This is a genomic window from Rhodoferax sp. WC2427 (assembly GCF_040822085.1).
Lineage (GTDB): Bacteria > Pseudomonadota > Gammaproteobacteria > Burkholderiales > Burkholderiaceae_C > Rhodoferax_B.
In genome coordinates, this window is the sequence record NZ_CP162006.1 from 2,369,500 (window position 1) to 2,391,727 (window position 22,228).

At 64.7% G+C, this 22,228-nt stretch carries 24 protein-coding genes; 5 read left to right on the plus strand and 19 right to left on the minus strand.

The annotated features are described in order from the left end of the window. Positions 1-86: 86 nt before the first annotated feature. Genes AB3G31_RS11220 through AB3G31_RS11235 form a run of 4 tightly spaced genes read right to left on the minus strand, consistent with a single transcriptional unit; the run spans position 87 to position 4,740 of the window. Complete coding sequence (locus AB3G31_RS11220) at positions 87-1,049, minus strand: substrate-binding domain-containing protein (protein ID WP_367850248.1); 963 nt, start codon at positions 1,047-1,049, stop codon at positions 87-89. A gap of 55 nt (positions 1,050-1,104) precedes the next feature. After that, entirely contained in the window at positions 1,105-2,100 is a 996-nt protein-coding gene (locus AB3G31_RS11225; RefSeq protein ID WP_367850249.1) for an ABC transporter permease, read from the minus strand. Then, complete coding sequence (locus AB3G31_RS11230; RefSeq protein WP_367850250.1) at positions 2,081-3,580, minus strand: sugar ABC transporter ATP-binding protein; 1,500 nt, start codon at positions 3,578-3,580, stop codon at positions 2,081-2,083. Before AB3G31_RS11230 ends, AB3G31_RS11225 begins: the two co-directional genes overlap by 20 nt. After that, positions 3,577-4,740: an ROK family protein gene (locus AB3G31_RS11235; protein ID WP_367850251.1), complete on the minus strand. Its 1,164-nt coding sequence runs from the start codon at positions 4,738-4,740 to the stop codon at positions 3,577-3,579. Before AB3G31_RS11235 ends, AB3G31_RS11230 begins: the two co-directional genes overlap by 4 nt. Before the next feature lie 277 nt (positions 4,741-5,017). Between AB3G31_RS11235 and ppk2 the strand changes: the two genes are divergently transcribed. After that, complete coding sequence (gene ppk2, locus AB3G31_RS11240) at positions 5,018-5,926, plus strand: polyphosphate kinase 2 (protein ID WP_367850252.1); 909 nt, start codon at positions 5,018-5,020, stop codon at positions 5,924-5,926. A gap of 177 nt (positions 5,927-6,103) precedes the next feature. Here ppk2 and AB3G31_RS11245 read toward each other — a convergent pair whose 3' ends face one another. Further along, on the minus strand, positions 6,104-6,808 hold the full coding sequence (locus AB3G31_RS11245) for an SDR family NAD(P)-dependent oxidoreductase (RefSeq protein WP_367850253.1): 705 nt from the start codon (positions 6,806-6,808) through the stop codon (positions 6,104-6,106). A 613-nt stretch (positions 6,809-7,421) separates the two neighbouring features. Beyond that, positions 7,422-8,069 (minus strand): hypothetical protein, encoded by a 648-nt coding sequence (locus AB3G31_RS11250; RefSeq protein ID WP_367850254.1) that lies wholly within the window; start codon positions 8,067-8,069, stop codon positions 7,422-7,424. A 188-nt stretch (positions 8,070-8,257) separates the two neighbouring features. Here AB3G31_RS11250 and AB3G31_RS11255 point away from each other — a divergent pair, with 188 nt between their 5' ends. Further along, the gene (locus AB3G31_RS11255) at positions 8,258-8,659 is read left to right on the plus strand and encodes a GFA family protein (RefSeq protein WP_367850255.1); all 402 of its coding nucleotides are present in this window, start codon (positions 8,258-8,260) and stop codon (positions 8,657-8,659) included. Between the two features lie 18 nt (positions 8,660-8,677). Here the strand turns inward: AB3G31_RS11255 and AB3G31_RS11260 are convergent, their stop codons facing one another. Continuing rightward, positions 8,678-9,451 (minus strand): sulfite exporter TauE/SafE family protein, encoded by a 774-nt coding sequence (locus tag AB3G31_RS11260; RefSeq protein WP_367850256.1) that lies wholly within the window; start codon positions 9,449-9,451, stop codon positions 8,678-8,680. Between the two features lie 96 nt (positions 9,452-9,547). On the opposite strand from AB3G31_RS11260, the gene AB3G31_RS11265 reads away from it, so the two are divergent. Beyond that, the gene (locus AB3G31_RS11265; RefSeq protein WP_367850257.1) at positions 9,548-10,471 is read left to right on the plus strand and encodes a LysR family transcriptional regulator; all 924 of its coding nucleotides are present in this window, start codon (positions 9,548-9,550) and stop codon (positions 10,469-10,471) included. Between the two features lie 10 nt (positions 10,472-10,481). Here AB3G31_RS11265 and AB3G31_RS11270 read toward each other — a convergent pair whose 3' ends face one another. Next, positions 10,482-10,874, minus strand: a complete 393-nt coding sequence (locus AB3G31_RS11270; RefSeq protein WP_367850258.1) for a DUF1801 domain-containing protein — start codon at positions 10,872-10,874, stop codon at positions 10,482-10,484. Between the two features lie 96 nt (positions 10,875-10,970). Next, positions 10,971-11,675, minus strand: a complete 705-nt coding sequence (locus tag AB3G31_RS11275) for a riboflavin synthase subunit alpha (RefSeq protein ID WP_367850259.1) — start codon at positions 11,673-11,675, stop codon at positions 10,971-10,973. Positions 11,676-11,877: 202 nt separating this feature from the next. Between AB3G31_RS11275 and AB3G31_RS11280 the strand changes: the two genes are divergently transcribed. Next, positions 11,878-12,186, plus strand: a complete 309-nt coding sequence (locus tag AB3G31_RS11280; RefSeq protein ID WP_367850260.1) for a hypothetical protein — start codon at positions 11,878-11,880, stop codon at positions 12,184-12,186. A gap of 8 nt (positions 12,187-12,194) precedes the next feature. Here the strand turns inward: AB3G31_RS11280 and AB3G31_RS11285 are convergent, their stop codons facing one another. The 4 genes from AB3G31_RS11285 to AB3G31_RS11300 form a co-directional block, all read right to left on the minus strand. Beyond that, positions 12,195-12,653 carry a GAF domain-containing protein gene (locus AB3G31_RS11285; RefSeq protein ID WP_367850261.1) on the minus strand — a complete coding sequence of 153 codons (459 nt, stop codon included), beginning with the start codon at positions 12,651-12,653 and terminating at the stop codon, positions 12,195-12,197. Positions 12,654-12,833: 180 nt separating this feature from the next. Next, a complete protein-coding gene (locus AB3G31_RS11290) occupies positions 12,834-13,475 on the minus strand; it encodes an RluA family pseudouridine synthase (RefSeq protein WP_367850262.1) in 642 nt (213 codons plus the stop codon). Next, a complete protein-coding gene (locus AB3G31_RS11295; protein WP_367850263.1) occupies positions 13,462-13,737 on the minus strand; it encodes a VF530 family DNA-binding protein in 276 nt (91 codons plus the stop codon). The genes AB3G31_RS11290 and AB3G31_RS11295 overlap by 14 nt, the downstream gene beginning before the upstream one ends. Next, positions 13,734-15,878 carry an ATP-binding protein gene (locus AB3G31_RS11300; protein ID WP_367850264.1) on the minus strand — a complete coding sequence of 715 codons (2,145 nt, stop codon included), beginning with the start codon at positions 15,876-15,878 and terminating at the stop codon, positions 13,734-13,736. The genes AB3G31_RS11295 and AB3G31_RS11300 overlap by 4 nt, the downstream gene beginning before the upstream one ends. 246 nt (positions 15,879-16,124) lie before the next feature. Between AB3G31_RS11300 and AB3G31_RS11305 the strand changes: the two genes are divergently transcribed. Next, on the plus strand, positions 16,125-18,422 hold the full coding sequence (locus AB3G31_RS11305; protein WP_367850265.1) for a putative bifunctional diguanylate cyclase/phosphodiesterase: 2,298 nt from the start codon (positions 16,125-16,127) through the stop codon (positions 18,420-18,422). A 51-nt stretch (positions 18,423-18,473) separates the two neighbouring features. Here the strand turns inward: AB3G31_RS11305 and AB3G31_RS11310 are convergent, their stop codons facing one another. From AB3G31_RS11310 to AB3G31_RS11335, 6 genes are all read right to left on the minus strand, one after another. Continuing rightward, on the minus strand, positions 18,474-18,614 hold the full coding sequence (locus AB3G31_RS11310) for a hypothetical protein (protein ID WP_315183402.1): 141 nt from the start codon (positions 18,612-18,614) through the stop codon (positions 18,474-18,476). Between the two features lie 99 nt (positions 18,615-18,713). Next, on the minus strand, positions 18,714-19,394 hold the full coding sequence (locus AB3G31_RS11315; protein WP_367850266.1) for a type 1 glutamine amidotransferase domain-containing protein: 681 nt from the start codon (positions 19,392-19,394) through the stop codon (positions 18,714-18,716). Positions 19,395-19,421: 27 nt separating this feature from the next. Then, positions 19,422-20,582 carry an iron-containing alcohol dehydrogenase gene (locus AB3G31_RS11320; protein ID WP_367850267.1) on the minus strand — a complete coding sequence of 387 codons (1,161 nt, stop codon included), beginning with the start codon at positions 20,580-20,582 and terminating at the stop codon, positions 19,422-19,424. Between the two features lie 84 nt (positions 20,583-20,666). Then, complete coding sequence (locus tag AB3G31_RS11325; protein ID WP_367846188.1) at positions 20,667-21,305, minus strand: TetR/AcrR family transcriptional regulator; 639 nt, start codon at positions 21,303-21,305, stop codon at positions 20,667-20,669. 75 nt (positions 21,306-21,380) lie between these two features. Continuing rightward, entirely contained in the window at positions 21,381-21,590 is a 210-nt protein-coding gene (locus AB3G31_RS11330; protein ID WP_367846189.1) for a SlyX family protein, read from the minus strand. 27 nt (positions 21,591-21,617) lie between these two features. Continuing rightward, a complete protein-coding gene (locus AB3G31_RS11335) occupies positions 21,618-22,226 on the minus strand; it encodes a YitT family protein (RefSeq protein ID WP_367846190.1) in 609 nt (202 codons plus the stop codon). Positions 22,227-22,228 lie beyond the last annotated feature (2 nt).

Below are 22,228 nucleotides of genomic sequence, written 5' to 3' on the forward strand. Positions count from 1 at the left end.
CAGCCCTCTCCCGCACGCGGGAGAGGGAGCGCGCCCAGTCCCCTCTCCCGCGTGCGGGAGAGGGTTAGGGTGAGGGCTGCTCTCGCTTAGAACGGCGAATCAGGGAAGTAGAACTGGCTGGCGTTCTCTTTGGTGATCAGCACCGACGGAATGATGTAGGTGGCGGGCAGCTTTTCGCCCTTGAGGCGTGCTTCGGCTGTCAGCTTGATCGCGTCGTAGATGAACTTGGGCGAGTACGACACGTTGGCCTGGATGCGCGGGTCTTTGCCGTCCATCAGGGTTTTGATCATGCCCTTGGCACCGGCGCCACCGAAGACGATCTTGATGTCGGTGCGCTTGGCCTGGTCGATGGCTTTGAGCACGCCCACGGCCATGTCGTCGTCGGCGGCCCACACGGCGTCGATCTGTTTGAAGCGCGTCAGGTAGTCCTGCATGACCTTGAAGGCATCGTCGCGGTTCCAGTTGGCGTATTTGGCATCCAGCAGTTTGATGTCGGGGCTGCCCTTGATGGCGGCGTTGAAGGCATCCATGCGCTCGTTGTCCAGCGTGGTGGCAATGCCGCGCATGGCGACGATGTTGCCCTTGCCGCCCATGGCCTTGACCAGGTACTCGCCGGGGATCTTGCCAAAGGCGGTGTTGTCGCCCGAGATGTAGGCATCTTGCGCGCTGGTATCCGTCAGGCCACGGTCCACCACGGTGACGTACACGCCCTTGCTTTTCACCTGCGCCACCGGCTTGGTGAGCGATGCCGATTCAAACGGGAAGATCACCAGGGCGTTGATCTTGTTCACCGTTTGCAGATCCTGCAACTGGTTGGCCTGCTCGGGCGCGCCGGAGGCCGTCTTGACGATGACCTGCAGGCCGGGGTGGGCCTTCTCCAGGTCTTTCTTGGCCTGGTTGGCCCAGAACACGATGCCGCCGGTAAAGCCATGGGTGGCGGCGGGAGTGGCCACGCCGAGCACGACTTTTTCTTGTGCAAAGCTGGGCGCGGTGGCCAGGGCGGCCAAGGCCACGGCGGTAAGGGCGAGTCTACGGGTCAGTTTTTTCATGGTTTTGTCTCCTACAGGTGGATAAAAAGTAGCTTGTGGCTACCGGGTTGGAACACTAACGTTTGCTGCGCTGCATGAATGCCACGCTGATGATCACAAAGCCCTGCACGGCGGCGTTCAGGTACACGCTGATGATGCTGGTGAGGTTCAGGATGTTGCTGATGACCGACAGCAAAATGGCCCCCACCACCGTGCCGGTGATGCTGCCCGCGCCGCCCTTGAGCGCCGTGCCGCCCACAATCACCGCGGCAATGGCTTCCAGCTCCCACAGCAGGCCGGTGGTGGGCGAGGCCGAGCCCAGGCGCGGCACGTACAGCAGGGTGGCGATGCCCACGCACACGCCCAGCAGCACGTAGGTCAAAATTTTGATGCGGTCCACGTCCACGGCGGCGTAGCGGGCCACCTGCTCGTTGGAGCCAATCGCCTGCACGTAGCGGCCAAAGGCGGTGCGGTTCAAGATCACGCCGCCCAGCAGCGCCACCACCAAAAACACCCACACCGGAATCGGTACGCCCAGCAGGCTGGCGTAGTAGACGGGGCTGTACACGTCCGATAAATCGTTGTCCAGCGTGATCGCGCCGCCGTTGGCAAAGTAGGTCAGGTAGGCGCGGAAGATACCCAGCGTGCCCAGCGTCACGATGAAGGGCTCGATGCGGCCCTTGGTGATCAGCAGGCCGTGCGCCAGGCCAAACAGCGCCCCCAGCACCAGCGCCAGCGCCATCCCCAAGGCCACCACCATCACCGGCAAGGCCAGCATCGGCCCCAGGGTGTTCATGCACATGATGACGCTGCCCGCGATCAGCGCCGCCATCGACCCCACCGACAAATCGATGCCGCCCGAGACAATCACAAAGCACATGCCCACCGCGATGATGCCGATGAAGGCCGTGCGGGTCAGCACGTTCATGGCGTTGTCCAACGTGGCGAAATTACTGTTGAGCAGCGTGCCCGCGATGAGCAGCAGCACCAGGCCGATGACCGGGCCCATGCCGTGCAGGCGGCCCATCCAGTGGGTGGCGGTGCGGGGGGATTTAGTGGCTTCCTGTGGCATGGCGGATGAGTTCCTGTTCGGTTAACTGGTGTTCTTCAAGTACGGTTTGCAGCTGGCCGCCGCGCATCACCGCCACGCGGTGGCACAGGCCTATCAGCTCCATCAGCTCGCTGGAGATGACCACCACGGCCAGCCCCTCGCGGGCCAGGCGCTGCACCAGAAAGTAGATGTCGCGCTTGGCCCCTACGTCCACGCCGCGTGTCGGTTCGTCCAGCACCACGACCTTCGGGCTCGGGTGCAGCACCTTGGCCAGGGCCAGCTTTTGCTGGTTGCCGCCCGACAGGCTGGAAGCCTTGCTCTGCAAGTCACCAGTGCGGATGCCGTAGTCGTCTACCGCAGTTTTGAGGGCGGCCATTTCGGCCTGCGGGTCCAGAAAGGGGTGGGTGTAGCGCTCCAGCGCCATCAGGGTGAGGTTTTCGCGCAGGCCAAAGTGCACGTGCAGGCCCTTGCCCTTGCGGTCTTCGCTCAGATACGTCAGGCCCTGCTGCGCGGCAGCGCGGGGGCTTTTCAGGTCCACCGCCTGGCCTTGCAACTCGATGCGGCCTGCGGTGCGCTGGCGCAGGCCCAGCAGGCCTTCAAACAACTCGGTGCGGCCCGCGCCCACCAGCCCGGCAAAGCCCAGGATCTCGCCGGGGCGCACCTCGAAGCTCACGTCGGTGGCCCAGCCGGGCACGGTCAACCCGGTCACCTTGAGCATGGGCGCAGCGGCGGGCGCGTGGGGGGCTTTGGGTGGGTACAGGTCGGTCAGCTCGCGGCCCACCATCAGGCTGGCCATTTGCTGGCGGGTCAAATTCTTGGTTTCTTCGCGGGCCACAAAGCGGCCGTCGCGCATCACCACCACCTCGTCGGTCACCTGCTCCACCTCGTCGAGCTTGTGCGAGATGTAGACCAGGGTGACTCCGTCGGCCTTGAGCTGCGCCATCAGCGCAAACAGGCGCTTGGTTTCGCCCGGGGTGAGGGTGGCGGTGGGCTCGTCCATGATCAGCAGGCGGGCCTTGCGGAGCAGGGCGCGGGCAATTTCCACCAGCTGCTTTTCGGCGACGATCAGGTGCTTCACGCGGGTGTTCACGTCGGCCTGCAGGCCCACCTGGGCGATGGCTTTGGCGGCCTCGGTTTGCATGGCCACGTCGTCCAATAACCACCCGTTTTGCCAACCCTTTTTCTTCTCGTGGCCCAGAAACAGGTTTTGCGCAATCGTCAGGTCTTCGGCCAGGCTGAACTCCTGGTGGATCAGCACAATGCCCTGCGCCTCGGCCTGGCGCGAGGTGGTGAAGTGCTGGGGCTGGCCGTTGATGCGCAGCGTGCCGCCGGTGGCCACCTCGAACCCGGCCAGGATCTTCATCAGCGTGGACTTGCCCGCGCCGTTTTCGCCCAGCAGGCCCACGGTGTGGCCCGCCTGCAGCGCAAAACTCACGCCGTGCAGCACGCGCACCGGGCCAAACTCTTTGACCACGCTGTCGAATTCCACGTTTACGCTCATCGCGGGCTTCCTTTGTTTTTCAAGGTCTCTTGCATGGCCAGCACGCCCGCGCCCACCAGCCCGGCCTGCTCGGCCAGCGGGGTGAGTTGGATCTCCAGGTGCCGGGTGGACAGGGCCAGCGAGCGCTGGTACACGCTTTGCCGCACCGAGGCCAGAAACAGCGGCCCGATGCGGGTGATGCCGCCGCCAATGAAGACGTGCGAGGGGTTAAAGAAGTTCACCACCGAGGCCAGCATCTGGCCGATGAGGTTGCCGGTGCGCTGGATGATGTGGTTGGCCGCCGCGTCGCCATGGCGGCTGGCGTTGCCCACGTCTTCGGGGGTGATGGCCCCGGTGTTGGCCAGGCAGGCCGCCAGCCACGGGCTTTCGCCAGATGCTGCGGCCTCCAGTGCCATGCGGGTGATGGCCGGACCGGCAGCCATGGCTTCCACGCAGCCCAGGTTGCCGCAGTGGCAGCGCGGCCCGGCGGTGTCTACGCAAATGTGGCCCACGTCGCCCGCCGAGCCGTTGGCACCCCGGTACACCTCGCCGTGGCAGACGATGCCGCAGCCAATGCCGGTGCCCACCTTGATGACCAAAAAGTTCTGCAGGCGGCGCTGCAGCCGCCACAGCTCGCCCAGCGCCATGGTGTTCACGTCGTTGTCTACAAACACCGGCGCGGCAAAGTCTTCGCGCAGCGCGTCGCGGATGGAAAAGCTGTCCCACTGCGGCATCAGTGGCGGGTTGACGAGCTGGCCGCTGGCAAAGTCCACCGGGCCGGGCACGCCCATGCCGATGCCAACCAGTTGCCGCTTGGTGGCTCCGCACTGGGCCAGAAGCTCGTGCACCAGCACCCGCACCCGGGCCATCACCAGGCCGGGGCCGGCGCGCACGTCGGCGGCTTCCGAGTGGCGGGCCAGCACGGATAAATCGGGGCGCAGGATGGCGATGTCCAGGCTGGTGGCGCCCAGGTCGGCGGCCACCAGCACGCCCAGGCCGGGGTTGATCTGCACCGTCTCCGGGCGGCGGCCACCGCTGGAGGCCTTGAGCCCGGTTTCTTCCAGCAGGCCTACGTCGAGCAGAGCGGCGACCAGGCTGTTGGTTTTGCTTTTGGAAAAATCCAGCTGTTCGGCCAGTGCTAGACGCGATGCCCCCGCCGACCAGAAAATGGCCTGCAGCATGGTTGTTTCATCGGCGGATATGTCCATTCCGAGTGGCAAAACTTGTCTCCTTTTAACTTTCATGGACTCGGGTGCAGAGCACTCCGAGCCATAAAAGTTATTTCATATTTACTCCAACCGTCGATAGAACGCGGTCGGTGGCGGATGGTAGACCGCACACTTCTGCCATACAAGTCTTATCTTCGACCAAATTCGGGTCAAACAAGCTGACACGGTTTTGTCATGCCAGTGACACATGTCCCGGCTACCGTAACCCCATTTGTATCTGGAGAAGCCCTTGAACGCCAACGACGACATGGTGCAGCGCATGCACCGCGACCTGATCGACAGCTACGACGAAGAGCTGGAGCTGGAAATGGACGACCGCATCCTCTCGGGCCAGGACGACGCCGAGCCCGCCACCGAAGCCCACAAGGAAGCCCGCCGCCAGTACTTTCGCGAGCTGTTCCGCCTGCAGGCCGAGCTGGTCAAGCTGCAGGATTGGGTGGTCGCCACCGGCCACAAGGTGGTGATCCTGTTCGAAGGCCGCGACGCCGCAGGCAAGGGCGGCGTCATCAAGCGCATCACCCAGCGCCTGAACCCCCGCGTCTGCCGCGTGGCCGCGCTGCCCGCGCCCAACGACCGCGAACGCACCCAGTGGTACTTCCAGCGCTACGTGTCGCACCTGCCCGCCGCGGGCGAGATCGTGCTGTTTGACCGCAGCTGGTACAACCGCGCCGGGGTCGAGCGGGTGATGGGCTTTTGCACCGACGACCAGTACGAGGAGTTCTTCCGCACCGTGCCCGAGTTCGAGCGCATGCTGGTGCGCAGCGGCATCCAGCTGGTGAAATACTGGTTTTCCATCTCCGACCAGGAGCAGCACCTGCGCTTTTTGGGCCGCATCCACGACCCGCTGAAGCAGTGGAAACTCAGCCCCATGGACCTAGAATCCCGCCGCCGCTGGGAGGAATACACCAAGGCCAAAGAGGTGATGCTGGAGCGCACCCACATCCCCGAAGCCCCCTGGTGGGTGGTGCAGGCCGTGGACAAAAAGAAGGCCCGCCTCAACTGCATCCACCACCTGCTGCAGCAAATGCCCTACAACGAAGTAGAGCACCCCTCCATCGTTCTTCCCGAGCGCGAGCGCCACGAAGATTACATCCGCAACCCGGTGCCGCAAGAGATTGTGGTACCCGAGATTTATTAGTGCCCTACAAGCCGCTAGCGCTTATGGAATGGGCGTGAGTAGCTACCAAATACATAGCGGCGGTAGCCAATAGGGGGTCGGATCCCAATTGCGCGCCACACCGCTGCTACCGATAGGTGCCGTAGCCCGCATTTGGGCTCCGACCCCTATTGGCGGTGAGGCAACCCTGCAGCCGACTCACCCCCGCACATCCGCCACCGCCTCCGCCCCAAAATCCCCCCGCCCCAAATACGCCAACACCCGCGCCGCCGCATCTCCCGGCGACGTCAGCTGCCCCTTGCGGTGCAAATCGGCAAACGCCCCCTGGTCCGCAAACGCCCCCGCGTCCGCCCCGCGCAACTGCGCCTGCATGTCGGTATCGATCACCCCCGGCGCGAGAGAGCACACCTTCGCCCCATTCACCTGCCCCGCCTCGTCCAGCGCCACGCAGCGCGTGAAGTGGTCCATCCCCGCCTTGGCCGCGCAGTAAGCGGCGGATGCCGCCATCGCCCGCCGCCCCAGCCCCGACGAAATATTCAACACCCGCCGTTGCCCCGGCCAGCCCCGCGTGGCCCCCAAAAATGCCGCCGTCAACTGCATCGGGGCCTCCAACCCCACCCGCAGCGCCTGCGCCAGGTCCGCCCCATCGGCATCCCGCAGCGGCGTGAGCTGCGCCAAGGTGCCCGCGTTGTTGATCAGCGTCACACTGGACCACCGCGCCGCGTCCTGCTGCTGCAGCCAGGTACCCAGCCGCTGCGCCACCGGCACACTGTCTGCCAGATCCGCCTGCCACTGCTCCAGCGCACTGCCCGCCGGGGCGACCAGCTGGGCATTCGTTTGCCGCGAGATGCACACCAGATGGTGCCCCGCCTGCAGCAGTTGTTCTGCCATGGCCAGGCCCATGCCGCGCGAGGCGCCGGTGAGGATGGTGAGGTGGGGGGGAGGATGTTGGGCATGGGATTTGGGGTTTGTGCTTGTGGAATCAGCGTGGATAGCTATTGAATGTGTAGTGTTGGCCGATGGATCGTAGAAAGAAATTTTTTAGGGTCCGCTTTGGACCCAGAACAGAGACGTCGCAGCACGCATTACCGCCGCCTTTGCTCAAGAATCCCGTGACGCAGGATTAGCCCGGAATCGCTTTCAGGACTACCGGGTGTCACCTGCTCCGTAACTTTCCATTGCAAGGATTCCCCTACGCGCGTTGCTCGGCCTCGAACGACCTCTCCGTTTCTACCGCTGGTTACGGTGAGTTCCGCACTGTTACCTCGCGCCATCCCCCGCACGGTATCCTCTCCGCCCACATTGAGCCGACTACATCCTGCGGTTGCCATCTGATGGTCGCCAGTTATCTTGTTTCCGTCTTGTTTAAGTACGAACATCGCCGAGCCGCACTCGGCATTTGACTTCCTCTGTGCAGGAGAACGCAAATCAATCGTCCATGTGCCATCGAACGGCGCAGAGTAGGCGACTCCAAATCCTGACATTACCAATCCGAGGGCAAGTAAATTTAGTGGCTTCATTGAGAGCGACAGCCGAGCGGCTTCAGTGTCTGTTTCTGGCCAAATTCTGCCACCCAAAGCCCCTCAGCCGCCGCCCAAACATTGCCGCCCCCCACCCCCGCAAACCAATCCCCAAACCGCGCCCGATACCCCTGCCAAGGCTCCGCCAACACCGCACGCGGGTCGCCGCTGAGCGCGTAGGCCATGCCTTCGACGAACCACGCGGGTTTGAACATGGTGCCCAGCACGCCCAGCCGCTCGGCCTGCAACTGGTGGATCAGTTCGTGGCGAAGGTAGTAGGGTTTCCAGGCGCGCGGGCCGATGACGGTGCCCTGCGTGCCGACGGTCACGGCAGAGCGCGCACCCAGGCCGAATGCATCGGCGCAGGCGGCCGTGCTGCAGAACACCACGCGCGGGGCTTTGCGCAAGGGGGCCAGGCGGGTGGCCACAAAGCCCTGGGCCTCGGCCAGTAGCGCGGTGGCTGCAGCCAGTTGGGACGCATCGTCCAGGCAGATCTGTGCGGTAGGGCAGGTCACCCCGGCCAGCGTGGGGGCCACCACCCGCACCGGCTTCACCACCAACCAGCTGGCCACCGGCACGACCAGCAACAGCAAAAGGGCCAGCCGTCGCAGTGACGGCAGTTTGAACAAGTGCAGGATGGGCATGAAGAAAAACCGGCCTCTGCGCTTATTCCATCAGCGTGAGAAGCTATGCATTGTGTAGTGGATTGGTGCTTGGCAACGGACGCAAAGCAAACCTATCCTACCGGCCCTTGCGCAATCCCCACAGCCTGGCTCTAATCCACCTTCGCCGACCCACCAGCGGGCCAGCACCCCACCCCACGGAGCCTCCCATGCTAAAAACCTACCAAGGCAGCTGCCACTGCGGTGCCGTCCGGTTCGAGGCCGATCTGGACCTGACGCAAAACACCTACCGCTGCAACTGCTCCATCTGCAGCCGCACGCGCTTCTGGGCGGCGGTGGCGCGCGAAGAGGGCTTTCGCTTGCTGGCCGGGCAGGCGGACCTCACCCAGTACCTGTTCCACACCCGCAAGAACCAGCATTACTTTTGCAAGCACTGCGGTGTGCGGGCGTTTGGCATTGGCACCGACACGCCGATGGGCAAGATGTACGGGGTCAACGTGGGCTGCCTGGCGGGTGTGCCGGACGCCGAGCTGGCGGCCTTGCCCATCCGGTACGTGGATGGCCGCAGCGGCGACTGGCAGGCGGTGCCGGAGTTTTGTAGCCACCTGTGAAACAGGTTCCCAGCGGCCTTACCCCAGCACCAACGGCTTCACCAGCATCCACACCGCGGTGCACAGCACCATCCAGGCAAACGCGGCCTGCATGCGCTTTTCGGGCAGTTTGTGGGCCACGGCGACCCCGGCGGAGACGGTGAACAGGCCGCCGATGGCCAGGGGCAGGCCCATGTTCCAGTCCACGCGTTCCGCGGCGCTGTAGGTGAGCAGGGCGATGATGGCGCTGGGGGCGACCAGGGCCAGCGACAGGCTTTGGGCCACGGTCTGCTTCTGGCGGAACCAGCCGGTGAGGATGGGGGTGGCCACCAGGCCGCCGCCCACGCCCAGCAGGCCCATGGCGCCGCCACCCACCACGCCCACCAGGGGCATGCAGCGCAGGCTGCGCGGTGGGGGCGCCACGGCGGTGGGGCTGGCCGGGGCTTTGGTCAGCAGGCGCACCGCCAGGGCCAGTAGAAAGAGGCTGAACACGGTGCGCATGGTGTCCGGCGCCAGGCGGGTCGCCACGTGGGCCACGGCCCAGGTGGTGAGGCAGGCCAGCATGCCGATCTGCAGCGCGGTTTTCAGGGCGACGGGGTGGCGCTGGCTGTAGCGCCGCCAGGCGATCAGCAGGTTGGGCACCATCATGACCAGGGCGGTGCCCTGCGCCACGGCCTGGTCCATGCCAAAGCCCACCACCAGCAGCGGGATGACGATGATGCCGCCGCCAATGCCAAACAGCCCGCCCACAAAGCCCAGCGCAGCACCCAGCGCCAACATCATCAGGAGCGCGGGGAGGGCGGTGTGCAGCATGGTGGGCCGTAGAAGTGGAGGTGCACCGATGGTACGGCGCCGCATGGCATGCATCAATGGGCCACAATGCAATTCATTCGGTACTAATATGCACGAATGAAAAACACGCCCGACCTCAACTTCTTCGCCACGCTGGCGCGCCAGCCCAGCCTGGCCGCCGCCTCGCTGGAGCTGGGGGTGACCCCGCCCGCCGTGAGCCGCCGCCTGGCGCAGCTGGAGCAGCGCCTGGGCGTGCGCCTGCTGAACCGCACCACCCGACGCCTGAGCCTGACGCCCGAGGGCGAGCGCTACCTGGAGGAGGGCGGCCGCCTGCTGCGCGAGATCGAGGGGCTGGAGCGGTCGTTGGCGGCGGGGGCCGAGGTGCCGCACGGGGTGCTGCGCATCAACGCCACCTTTGGTTTTGGCCGCCGCCATTTGTCGCCCGCGATTTCGGAGTTTCGCGGGCTGTACCCGTCGGTGGAAATCGTGCTGCAACTCACCGACCGTACGCTGGACCTGGCGGCCCACGCCATGGACATCGGCATCCACTTTGGCGAACCGCCCGACCGGCGCATCCTGGCCCGCAAGATCGCCCCGAACCGGCGTTTTTTGTGCGCCGCACCCGCCTACCTGCAGGGTCGGGCCGAGCCCACCACCCCGCGCGACCTGCACCAGCACGAGTGCATCGTGATCCGCGAGAGCAGCACGGCCTTCAACAACTGGCAGCTCTCCGACGGGCAGCGCCAGGAAACGGTGAAGGTGTACGGCGGCCTGAGCACCAACTTTGGCGAGATCGCGGTGGACTGGGCGTTGGCCGGGCATGGCATTCTGTTGCGCTCGGAGTGGGACGTGGCCCCGTATCTGCGCTCGGGCCAGTTGCGCCGGCTGCTGGCGGGCTGGGAGGGTTCGCCGTCGGACATTTACGCCATCTACCCGCAGCGCCACCACCTGTCGTCCAAGGTGCGGCTGTTTCTGGACTTTCTGGCCGCCAAATTTGCCGACCAGCGGGCGCTGGAGGCGGCCAACACCCAGGTGTGGTGAGGGGCTGGGCTTAACGGCCCGGTGGCTTGTTCAGTACTGCCGCCGCGCGGATCAGCGTCTGGAAGGCGTCTGCGTCGACGGTGTCGCCCTCGTGCAGGTCGATGGCGCGGCGGGTGTGGCCTTCCAGGCTGGCGTTGAACAGGGCCGAAGGGTCCGGCAGGCTGGCCCCCTTGGGGAAGGTGAGCTTCACGGCGGTCTTGTAGGCCTCGCCGGTGCACAGAATGCCGTGGTGCGACCAGACGGGCACGCGCCATTTCCATTCCTCCACCACGCCCGGCAGCGCTTGCAGGATCAGCGCGCGGACCCGGGCCAGCGTCTGGCCCCGCCAGCCGCCCAGTTCCTGGATGCGTGCATCAATCAATGCGGCGGGTGACTCGCCCGGGGTGGTGGTGTCCTTGGCCATGTCGGTCCTTGCGGCTGTGGATCAAATCCTGCCTTTGTGCTGATCCCATCGGCACGAGCAGCTATCAAAAAAAGAGTGTGGCATGCAAGCAGCCGCTTACTTGGGCAATTGCGGCACGCCCACAAAATCGTCCAGCGACAGGCCTTTTTCTTTCAGCAAGGCCTCCAGCAGCGGCTGCAGCTTGCCCAGGCTCTCGGCCACGGTTTCGCGCACAGTGTCGACCACCACCTGGGTGCTGCGCTCGATCTCGATGTTGACCGTGTCGCCCGCCTGGATCTGGCCAAAGGTGGTGGCGCGGCGGGTTTCGGGGATCAGCCAGACCTCGAACCAGCCCTCCTGGCGGTTCACTTCCGAGACGGTAAGGCTGGCGCCGTTGATGGCGATGTAGCCCTTGGCAAAAATATATTTGCGGAAGGCCTCGGGAATGGCGAAGCGCAGCTTGCAATTGGTGTCGGTCAGCAGCACATCGGTCAGGGTGGTGCAGAAATCCACGTGGCCCGAGAGCGGGTGGCCGCCGATTTCGGCCCCTTCCTTGGCGGCGCGCTCCACGTTCACCGTACTGCCCTGCGCATAGCGGCCCAGGGTGGTGATGTTCAGGCTTTGCAGCATCACGTCGAACGCGGCGGCGGTGCCAGACACCAGCTCGGTGACGGTGAGGCACACGCCGTCAACCGAGACGCTGGCCCCGATGGCCAGGTCCTGGCAAAAGCCGGGGGGAAACGCGAGGGTGAAGCTGCGCATGCCGTCGCGGTCTTGCAGGGCTGCAATGGTGGCGGTGGCTTGGATGATGCCTGTGAACATGGTGCGGTGCGGTAGGTAAAACCGCCATTGTCCGCCAGCGTGGCCATGGCGCGTTGGGGCGTATGGCCCGAAACTGGATATCACCGGGCGGGGTATTTATACTAGGGGCTCACGCGCGGTGTGGAAATGGGCCTGTTTGCTATGCCAGCCGGTACCCACCGCCCACAGGCATTTCTATTGTTTGTTTTTAATGCTATTTGTTATGCCTACTACCTCGCCACTGCAGTTCCAATCCACCGAAACGTCCTCTACCTACGCCATTGCCGACGCGCTGGAAAAGCACAAGCAGGTGGCCGAAGAGATCAAGGAGGTGGCAGAGGAGCTGGGTGTGGTCCATGCGGTGCTGGACACCCAAATTCCGGGTGCGCCGCACCACGCCGATGTGGACCAGGCCGTAGCGCGCACCGATGTGCTGGAAAAGCGCCTGAACGAATCCGCCAAGGTGCTGGAAGATGCCACTGAGGCCTTGGAACAAGAGGTCAAGGCGCTGCAAGCAGGCCAAGACTCCTGAACACGGCATCAGGCCTGTGGCAAATAGCCTGGCAACAGCTGGGCGGTCTGCTGCAGCAGATCAAATTCTGCATCGGACAGCGGCAATTCCTGCACATCGAAGTGGCACAGGGTGCCCCAGAGTTCGCCCTGGGCAGTGAGCAGGGGCACGCCGTGGTAGCAGACCATCACCCCCTGGTAGGGGTGGCCGTCCAGGCGGGAGTCGGTGGCAGAGTTGGTGGTTCGGAATACACCGTCGCGCAAGACAAACTGGCAAAAACTGGTGGCCAAGGGCACTTCGGCCAGATATGCCGGGCGGATTTCGCCCTGCTTGTCCCACAGCAGCACATTGCGCAGGATGTCGCCGTCCAGACGGTAGACCGCGGTGAAGCGGTGCGCCACGCCTGCGTTCAGGTGCTGGATGGCCGCTGCAGCGCCGCGGGTTTCCAGGATCGAGGACAGGGCGGCGAGGCTTCGGATGGTGTGCATGGCGTGAGGGGATCTGGTAGCGGGAGCGTAGAGGCCCAGTCTATGCGAGTTCTCGGTGGCGCGCCGCGGGCGGGCTGCACGGGACTATTTTTATAGCGAATTTTGTAGATACAAATAGGCTGCCACGCTGATAGATTGAGCGCAAGCAGCTATCAACATAATAGCAAATCCTTCCAATCTTCAAAAGCTGGCCGCGCAGTCCCAGCGCAGCGGGGCCCCGGTGGCCGGGTGCTGCAAGGCCAGGCTGCAGGCGTGCAGCAGCAGGCGGCCTGCCATGGCCTGTACCGCAGGCGGGGCATACAGCGCATCGCCCAGGATGGGGTGGCCGATGGCGGCCAGGTGCACGCGCAGCTGGTGCGATCTGCCGGTGATCGGCTCCAGCGCCAGCCGGGTGCGGTCCTCCAGGGCCTCCAGCACCTGCCAGCGGGTGCAGCTGGGCTTGCCGTGCTCGGGGTCGATCTTGCGCAGCGGGCGGTTCGGCCAATCCACCAAAATAGGCAGGTCAATCTGGCCCTGGTCGCCAATGGGTCGGCCCGCCACCACGGCGGTGTAGCGTTTGTCCACCGCGCGGTTGGCAAAGGCGGCGTTGAGGATGCGCTGCATGGCGATGCCGCGGGCCATCACTACCAGGCCCGAAGTGGCCATGTCCAGCCGGTGCACCACCAGCGCGTCGGGATAGGCCCGCTGGGCCCGGGCGCTCAGGCAGTCTTGCTTGTCGGGGCCCCGGCCAGGTACCGAGAGCAGGCCGCTGGGCTTGTGGAAGACGAGGAGGTGGTCGTCGGCATAGACGGTATCCAGGCCCAAGGGCTCAGAGGTTGCCACGGCGTTGTTCGCGCTGCATGAACAAGAATAGGCCTTCGACCTTTTCCCGCGCCCAAGGGGTTTTGCGCAGGAACTTCAGGCTGGAGGCGATGCTGGGGTCGCTGGTGAAGCAGCGGATGTTGATCTGCTGGCCCAAACCCTCCCAGCCGTAGACGCTGACCAGCTCGGTGAGGATGGCCTCCAGCGTCAGGCCGTGCAGGGGGTTGCGGGCTTGCTTTTCAGGCGGGGTGGGGGTGGGGATGTCAGGGGTATCGGTGCTCATGCGGCGGCATTGTCCAGGATCAGGCGCTGCACGGTAGCACAGAGTTCTTCCACGTCGTTGGGTTTGTGGATCAGCGCCTTCACGCCTTCGGCGATGGCGCTTTGCTCGATCTCGGCGGTGATGTAGCCCGAGGCCAGGGCCACCGGCAGGTCGGGGCGGATGCGCTGGGCTTCGCGCACCAGGTCTACGCCGCAGTAGCCGGGCATGTTGAAGTCGGTGACCAGCAGGTCGTAGGCCCCGGCATTGGCGCGCAGTTCGGCGGCGGCCTTGTTGGGGTCCGAGAAGCCGCTGACCCGAAAGCCGCGCCGACGCAGCACGCGTTCGACCAAAAACACCAGGGCGTGGTCGTCGTCCACATACATCACGTGCTTGCCCAGTACCTGCTCGCTGGCCGCAGGCACGGGCTCGGTCTCGGGCGCATGGACGGCAAGCAGGGCGGCGAAATCGGAATCGGTCACCGGCTCCATCGCCGGGAAGTACAGGGTGAAGCGGCTGCCCAGCGAGGGCGCGCTTTGCACGTCGACGGCCCCGGCGTGGCTGCGCATCACGCCGTGCACCACGGCCAGGCCCAGGCCGGTGCCCTGGCCGACTTCCTTGGTGGTGAAAAACGGCTCGAAGATGCGCAGCAGGGTGTCGTCGTCCATGCCCTTGCCACTGTCGAGCACTGTGAGCATGGCATACCCGCCCGGTGCCAGGCTGAGGCGGTCGCACAGGCGCGGGTCGGGTTCCACGCCTGCCAGTTCGATGCTGACCACGCCGCGCTGGTCGCCGTGGGCCTGGATGGCGTTGGTGCACAGGTTGAGTACGGCCTGCTGGACCTGCACCGCGTCGGCCATCACCAGCGGGGTGCTGGGGTCGATGTGCAGGTGCAGTTCCACCGCCGGGGGCAGGGTGACGCGCAGCAGGCGCTCGGTCTCGAACACCAGCTCGGCCAGGGCCACCGGGGCGCGGCGCGGGGCTTCGTTGCGGCTGAAGGTCAAAATCTGGCGCACCAGGTCGCGGGCGCGGCGACCGGCCTTGTCAATCTCGTGCAGGCTGACCTGGGCGGGCGAGTTGGGGCCGGCATCTTCCTTGGCCAGCTCCACATTGCCCAGGATGGCGCTGAGGATGTTGTTGAAGTCGTGCGCAATGCCCCCGGCCATGGTGCCCACGGCCTGCATTTTTTGCGACTCGCGCAGCTGCGCTTCGAGCACACTGCGCTGCACTTCGGCGCGCTTGCGGCTGGTCAGGTCGCGGGCGAAGACGGTGGTGGTTTCGCCGCCGGGGTGCCGCTCGAACGACACGCTCACTTCCACCGACAGCCGTTTGCCACTGGCGGTAAGGGCCGTCATTTCGCCCAGAAACGCCTGGGTGGAGATCTGGTTCAGCGCCAACGCGTGCCCGGCGTCGGGGAAGAAGCGCGTCAGCAGGCTGCCCAGGGCCTGCTCCGGCGGGCACTGGAACAGCACCGCCGCCGTGGGGTTGAAGACGGTGATGTACTGGTCCTTGTCGACGCAGATGATGGCGTCCAGCGCCGAGTTGATGATGGCCTCCAGGCGGCTTTCGCTGGAGCGCAGTTGCTCGTTGCGCTGGCGCAGGGCCGACGCACTGAGCTGCAGGGCGCGGCGCTCGGCCAGCAGCGGGCCCTGGTCCACCACGGCGCAGATGTATTGGGCGATGGCGTCGGATGCGCTTTCCAGCCGGGCAATGTGCAGGTCGCCCGACATGGCCCCGTCCTGGCCGATGCTGAACACCACCTCGGTGGCCTCGCAGTGGCCGTCCACCCGCGCTTCGCGGAAGGCCTGGCGGACCTGTTCGGTGCAGCCGGGGCTGACGAAGGGCATCAAAAAGTGCAACGGGCGGTCGCGTTCGGTGGGCTGGAACAGGCGCTGCGCCATCGCGTTGCTTTGCACCACCATGTCGTGGTCGTCCACCACCATCAGGGCCAGCGGCACGCTGGAAAACAGGGTTTCAAAGCGCTCGGATGCCGCCTCCGATGCCGCCTGGCTGTAGCGCAGCACCTTGTTCTGGCTCTCCAGCTCCGCCTGGCGGTTGCGCAGGTCCTGGATCAGCTGGTGGACCGGGTAGGCCGGCTGCAGGCTGTCCTGGGCCAGGCTGAGCTGAGCGCTGGGTACCAGGGCGGGGGGGGAAGACTGGCGCATGGAGACTTTAGGGCGGCTGTACGACGGTTGTAAAAACGGGCGCTGCACCGCAGGGGCCCGACCAGGGGGTTCTGATCCTGTGCAGCGTAAACCAATATTTTTTTAGTGAATAGACGTAACAGTTTACGGGCTCACGCGGCATCTGTCTCCTATCTGTACTAGTCTGCTGGCAGATAGATATATTTTGTGAACGAGTTACCATCCAAGGATCCGTGTGCATACACGTAAAACGATGGCTTTTTATTAATGTCTCCCGCATTCAGTCCTGTACTCCTCTACTCCCTCTTGGCCAATATGGTGGTGGGCCTGACCATGGGTTCGGCTTTGCTGTGGGTGTGGCACGGGCACCGCACCCAGCTGTTCACCCGGGACCTGGGGGCCGCCCAGCTGGCCCAGTCCATGGTGCCCGTGGGCTACTTGATGAGCCAGTGGGTGGGTGCTGGGTGGATCTTCCCCGGCATGCTGCTGGCCGTTTTTGGCCAGATTGCCAGCATTGCGCTGATGCTGCGCGGCAGCAGCCGTTTGTCCGGCTGGGTTTTTTCGCGTTTGGAATGGGTGGTGTTTCTGGGTTTGCTGGTGGTGGCCGGGCTGTGGGTGCTGTTGTTCAATGACCCTACGGTGGCGGTGTGGGCGAGCCCGTTCTTGATGACTTTGGCGGGCGCGGTGGTAACCCGGGGTCTGCGGGGCGGCCTGCTGGCCGACCGGTTGGTAGGGCCGTTGCTGGTGTTGCTGGGGCTGAACCAGCTGTGTTTTGCCTTGTGGGGCCAGGCGGGTCTGCTGATCCAGTCGAACGTGGGAGCGGTGCTGCGGCTGTTTCTGGGCCTGATGCTGGTGTATGCCACGCTGGACCGCACGATGCTTGAATCCGATAACCTGCGTGAACGGTTTCAGCACTTGGTGGAGCGCTCGCACCAGGGCATTCTGGTGCTGGTCAATAAGCGGGTGCGGTATGCCAACCCGGCACTGTTGGGTCTGTACGGTTTCGGGCGCGTGGAAGAAGTGACCATGCCGGATCTGCTCCAAGGCGTGCGGCGTGAAGAAATTGACCAGCTGCGGGTGCGGTACCAGCAAATTGAGAGCGGCAGTGTGGACGAGCTGCAATGGGAAGGCCTGCGGCACCGCAAGGACGGCTCTTCGGTGTGGCTGCGGTTTTCGGGCTGGCGCACGCTGTGGGGCGATGCGCAGGCGATCCAGATTCTGGTCACCGACCAGACCGACCGCCACGACGCCACCCAGGCCTTGCTGTACCAGGCCATGCACGACGAATTGACCGGCCTGCCCAACCGCAGCGCCTTGCTGCAGCGCCTGCGCCAGTGCTGTGGAGACACGTCCGAGCGGCACGGCTTTGGCCTGGTGCTGCTGGGGGTCGACCGCTTCAAGCTGTTCAATGAAGCCCACGGCCATTCGCTGGGCGATGAAGTGCTCAAGGCATTGGCGCTGGCGCTGGCGCGCGAATTGGGTGAAGGCTGCGAGCTGATGCGGCTGGGGGCCGATGAGTTTGCCTTTCTGTCGCGTTCCCATCGGGACGGTGACAGTGCTGCAGCCAAAGCGCGCCGGGTGCAGCAGTTGCTGCTGCGCCCGCTGGTGCTGCCGCAGCGCAACTTCTTTATCGACGTGTCCATGGGCATTGCGCTGTACCCAGAGCATGCCCAGGATGCCGAGGCCTTGCTGCGTGCGGCCAATGCCGCCATGCACGCTGCCAAACGCACGCCCGGCACCTCGGTGGCGCTGGCCGAGGCCCGGTTTGAGCGCGGCTCCAGCGACGTGTTCGAGCAGGAGCAGGCGTTGCGCGCGGGCATCGAGCAGTGCGAATTCAGCCTGTACTACCAGCCCAAGGTGCATGCCCAGACCGGGCAACTGGCCAGCTTTGAGGCGCTGGCGCGCTGGCACCGCCCCGGCGTGGGCTGGGTCAGCCCGGTGGAATTCATTGGCGTGGCCGAGCGCACCGGCTTGATTGCCGACCTGGGCTTGCTGTTGCTCAGCCTGGCGTGCGAGCAGGTGGCCGCATGGCGCCAGCGGTTTACCCAGGTGGTGCCGGTGGCGGTGAACGTCTCGCCGCTGCAGATGCTGGACGGTGGTTTCCCGGAACTGGTGGAGCAGCAGCTGCTGCAGTACAGACTGCCCGCGCACGCCATCACCCTGGAGATCACCGAAAGCGCGGCGGTGGCTAATCTGGACCAGGCGCGTGAACAGATCCGGCAGCTGCGCAACCTGGGCGTTGCCGTGGGGTTGGACGATTTTGGCACCGGGTTTTCGTCGCTGAACATGCTGCGCAGCCTGCCGCTGCAGTCGGTGAAGATCGACCGGGGTCTGATCGAACCCCTGCCCGCAACCGATGCCGCCGCCGTAGTGCAGGCGATCTGCCAGTTGGCCGTGGCCCTGCGGTTGGATGTGGTGGCCGAAGGCATAGAAACCCCCGCCCAGGCCCGCATCGCGCGGCTAGCGGGTTGCCTGGAGCTGCAGGGGGATTTGTTTGCCAAGCCGCTGACTCCGCACGACGCCGGGCAGTGGCTGCAAGACGCGCCCATCGCCGTCTGGACCTGACCCCTATAAAAAAAAAGCCGCATCGGATGCGGCTTTTTTTGCGGGGAGGGCTTACTTCTTCAGCTTGCCACGGACGGGCACCACGGTGGTGATGGTGGGGCGCACCGCATCGGTAGAGATGGGCTTGGGAGGCGAAGTGTCCTTCTTGGGCTTCTTCGCTTCCTTGTTGGTTTTTTGCTCGCCTTTGGCCATGTTTTTCTCCAGTCGATTAAGAGGTTTCTATGGCCGTAAGCTTATCAGTTCAAAGCTGGTTTTGAGACCCGGCGCGGCAAAGTTTATAGCCTCTTTCTTTTACGCCAGCTTCTGCAACAACGCCTGCGCCGCCGCCTCGGACGACGCGGGGTTTTGCCCGGTGACCAGCAGGCCGTCGGTCACCACATACGACTGCCAGTCCGGGCCCTTGGAGTAGCTGCCGCCGTTGGCAACCAGCATGTCTTCGACCAGGAAGGGCACGATGTCGGTCAGGCCCACGCCCTCTTCTTCGCTGTTGGTGAAGCCGGTGACGGACTTGCCGCGCACGATGGATTGGCCATCGGCTGCCTTGGCGTGGCGCAGCACGCCTGGAGCGTGGCATACGGCGGCCACCGGCTTGCCCGTGGCCAGGAAGGTTTCAATCAGCGCAATCGAGTGGGCATCTTCGGCCAGGTCCCACAGCGGGCCGTGGCCGCCGGGGTAGAACACCGCGTCGAAGTCGGCGGCAGACACGTTGGCCAACACATGGGTGCTGGCCAGCAGCGCCTGGGCAGCGGGGTCGGCCTTGAAGCGCAGGGTGGCCGCGGTTTGCGAGCCCGGGTCGTCGCTCTTGGGGTCCAACGGTGGCTGGCCGCCTTGGGGCGAGGCCAGGGTGATGGTGGCACCGGCTTCTTGGAAGACGTAGTACGGCGCGGCAAATTCTTCCAGCCAGAAGCCGGTTTTGGCACCGGTGTTGCCGAGTTGGTCGTGCGATGTGAGCACCATGAGGATCTTGGACATGGGGGTTTCCTGGTGGGTTGAGAGAAATTACAGGGCGGCTTGCAGCACGCGGCGGCTGACTTCGGGGGTCACGTCGCCGTGTTCGCCCAGGCGGGTCATGCCGTGTTCGGTGAGCTGGGCCACCAGCACGTCGATGGCCTCTGGGCCCAGTCCGTAGGCCGATAAACGTGTGGGGATGCCCATGCGCTCGAAGAAATCGCGGGTGGCGGCGATGGTGGCGGTGATGCGCTCATCGTTGCTGCCGCTGCGGATGCCCCAGACGCGCTCGCCGTACTGCAGCAGCTTGGCGTGTTTGGGTACCCGGCGCTCTTCCAGCATGGCGGGCAGCACGATGGCCAGGGTGCGGGCGTGGTCGATGTTGTGCAGGGCGGTGAGTTCGTGACCCACCATGTGGGTCGACCAGTCTTGCGGCACGCCCGAGCCGATCAGCCCGTTCAGCGCCAGGGTGGCGGCCCAGACCAGGTTGGCGCGGTCGTCGTACACCGGCTCGGGCGCGGTCAGCAGGCGCGGGCCCACGTCGATGAGGGTGTGCAGAATGCCTTCGGCAAAGCGGTCTTGCAGCGGTGCGTTGACCGGGTAGGTCAGGTACTGTTCTACCGTGTGCACAAACGCGTCCACCACGCCGTTGGCCAGTTGCTGGGGTGGCAGGGTGTAGGTTTTGGTGGGGTCGAGCACCGAAAACTGCGGGTACACGTGCTGGCTGCGGAAGGGCAGCTTGGCACCGATGTCGCGCCGGGTGATCACGCCGCCCTTGTTCATCTCCGAGCCGGTGGCGGGCAGGGTCAGCACCGTGCCAAAGGGCAGGGCGCGGGTGATGTTGGCACCGCCCTTGAGGAGGATGTCCCAGGCATCGCCTTCAAACAAGGCCGCTGCGGCGATGAACTTGGCCGCGTCGATCACCGAGCCACCCCCCACTGCCAGCAAAAAGTCAAAGCCGCCTTCGCGCACCTGCTGCACGGCCTGCATGGCGGTGTCGAAGCTGGGGTTGGGCTCGATGCCGGTGAAGGTGGCGTGGGCGCGGCTGCCCAGGGCCTGGCGCACTTCGGCCAGGGTGCCGGCTTTCTCGGCGCTGGCGCCGCCCACCAGGATCAGCACCTTGGCGGCGGCGGGCACCAGCGTGGTGAGGTCGGCAATGCGGTCTTTGCCAAAGACGATGTGGGTGGGATTGTGGAAATCAAAGGGGTTCATGGGGTTCCTTGGGGTGGTTATAAGTAGACCGGTCGGCTAGTAATTTGGCAAAAATATATCAAAAATAATAGCTGCTCACGCCCATCAGACAAGCGTGGAGTCGAGTATTTGTTCAGTAGCCAGCAGGGCGTGTTCAAAGGGCGAGTTGTCGCGCCGCAGCTTGGACAGCAAGCTGGCACCCAGCCAGAGCTGGTACAGCGTGAGCGCGGTGGCGTGAGCATCAAGGTGGGGCGGCACCGAACCGTCGGCCACGGCATCCTGCAAGCACCCGGCGATGCGCTGCACGATCTGGTCGGTGCCGTCGCGCAGGGTCAGGCGCATGGCCTCGGACATATCGGCCACCTCCGCGCTGAGTTTGACGACCAGGCATTTGGTGCTGGTGGTGGTGGTGGCTGGGCTGTGGGTGTCGGCGGTAGGGTCGCAGCTTGTGGCGCATTGGGTGCTGTTCCAGTGCTGCCAGTAGCGCATCAGGCGCACGCGCCCGGTTGTACCGTCGGGGCGGAACATCGCCTCCAGGCCTTGCACGTAGCGGTCCATGTAGCGCACCAGCAGGGCCTCGCCAAAGCGTTCTTTGGAGCTGAAGTAGTGGTAGAACGAACCCTTGGGCACGCCGGCCACGGCCAGAATTTCGGCCAGGCCCACGCCGACAAAGCCCTTGGTGGCGATCAGGCGCTCGCCACAGTCGAGGATGTGGTGTTTGGCGGTGGGGGCATCGTTGGACATGGGTGTATTGTAGCGCTAGTAGACCAGTCGTCTATTATCTCGCCGTACAAAGCCCTTGGAGGGTGGGCTTTTGTTTCAGTAGTGGGGTGGCAGGTCGTCAGTGGGGCTGCGCGGGCCGTCCAGGCCGCCGGTGTTGCGCTGCTGCAGGCGGGCCACTTCGCGCACCAGCAGGTCGATTTGCTGCTGCTGGCGGATCACCACCAGGTCGAGTTGCTCCAGCAGGTCTTCGGTGAAGCTGGCTTTGATTTCCAGGTCGGTCAGGCGTTGGTCAATGGTGTCATGCATAGCCCGTATTGGACACTACCGCACCGCCTACAAAACCGCGTACCGGCCCGGCTTGTGGTTGATCCAGATAAACAGGTTCATCACCACCGCGCCCAGTACCGAATAGCCCACGCGGGCGGGTTCGATCACGGTCAGCGCCAGCAGCACGATGCTGCAGTCGATGGCCATCTGCACCTTGCCCGCGCGCCAGCCGTAGGTCTTTTGCAAATATAAAGTAACGATAGTGGCGCCGCCCAGGCTGGCGCGGTGCCGGGCCAGGAACAGGCAGCCCGACCCCAGCAGCAGCCCGCCCAGCACGGCGGCGTAGGCCGGGTGCAGGCGCTCGATGGCAAACAGCTTGGGCGACCACTCCATCATCGCCGCCAGCATGCTGATGGCCACAAAAGTCTTGAGCGTGAACTCGCGCCCCATGCGCGTCCAGGCGAACCAGTAAAACGGCAGGTTGATGGCAAAAAACAGCTTGCCCAGCGTGATGCCGGTAGCGTAATGCAGCAAAAACGCCACTCCGGCAGTTCCGCCGGTCAGCATGCCCACCTGGCCAAACAAGATCAGCGCCAGCGACACAAACAGCGTGCCTGCAAAAATCGCCTGTGCGTCTTCAAACGGGGTGTGGAGGTGTACGGGGGATTCAGCCATGG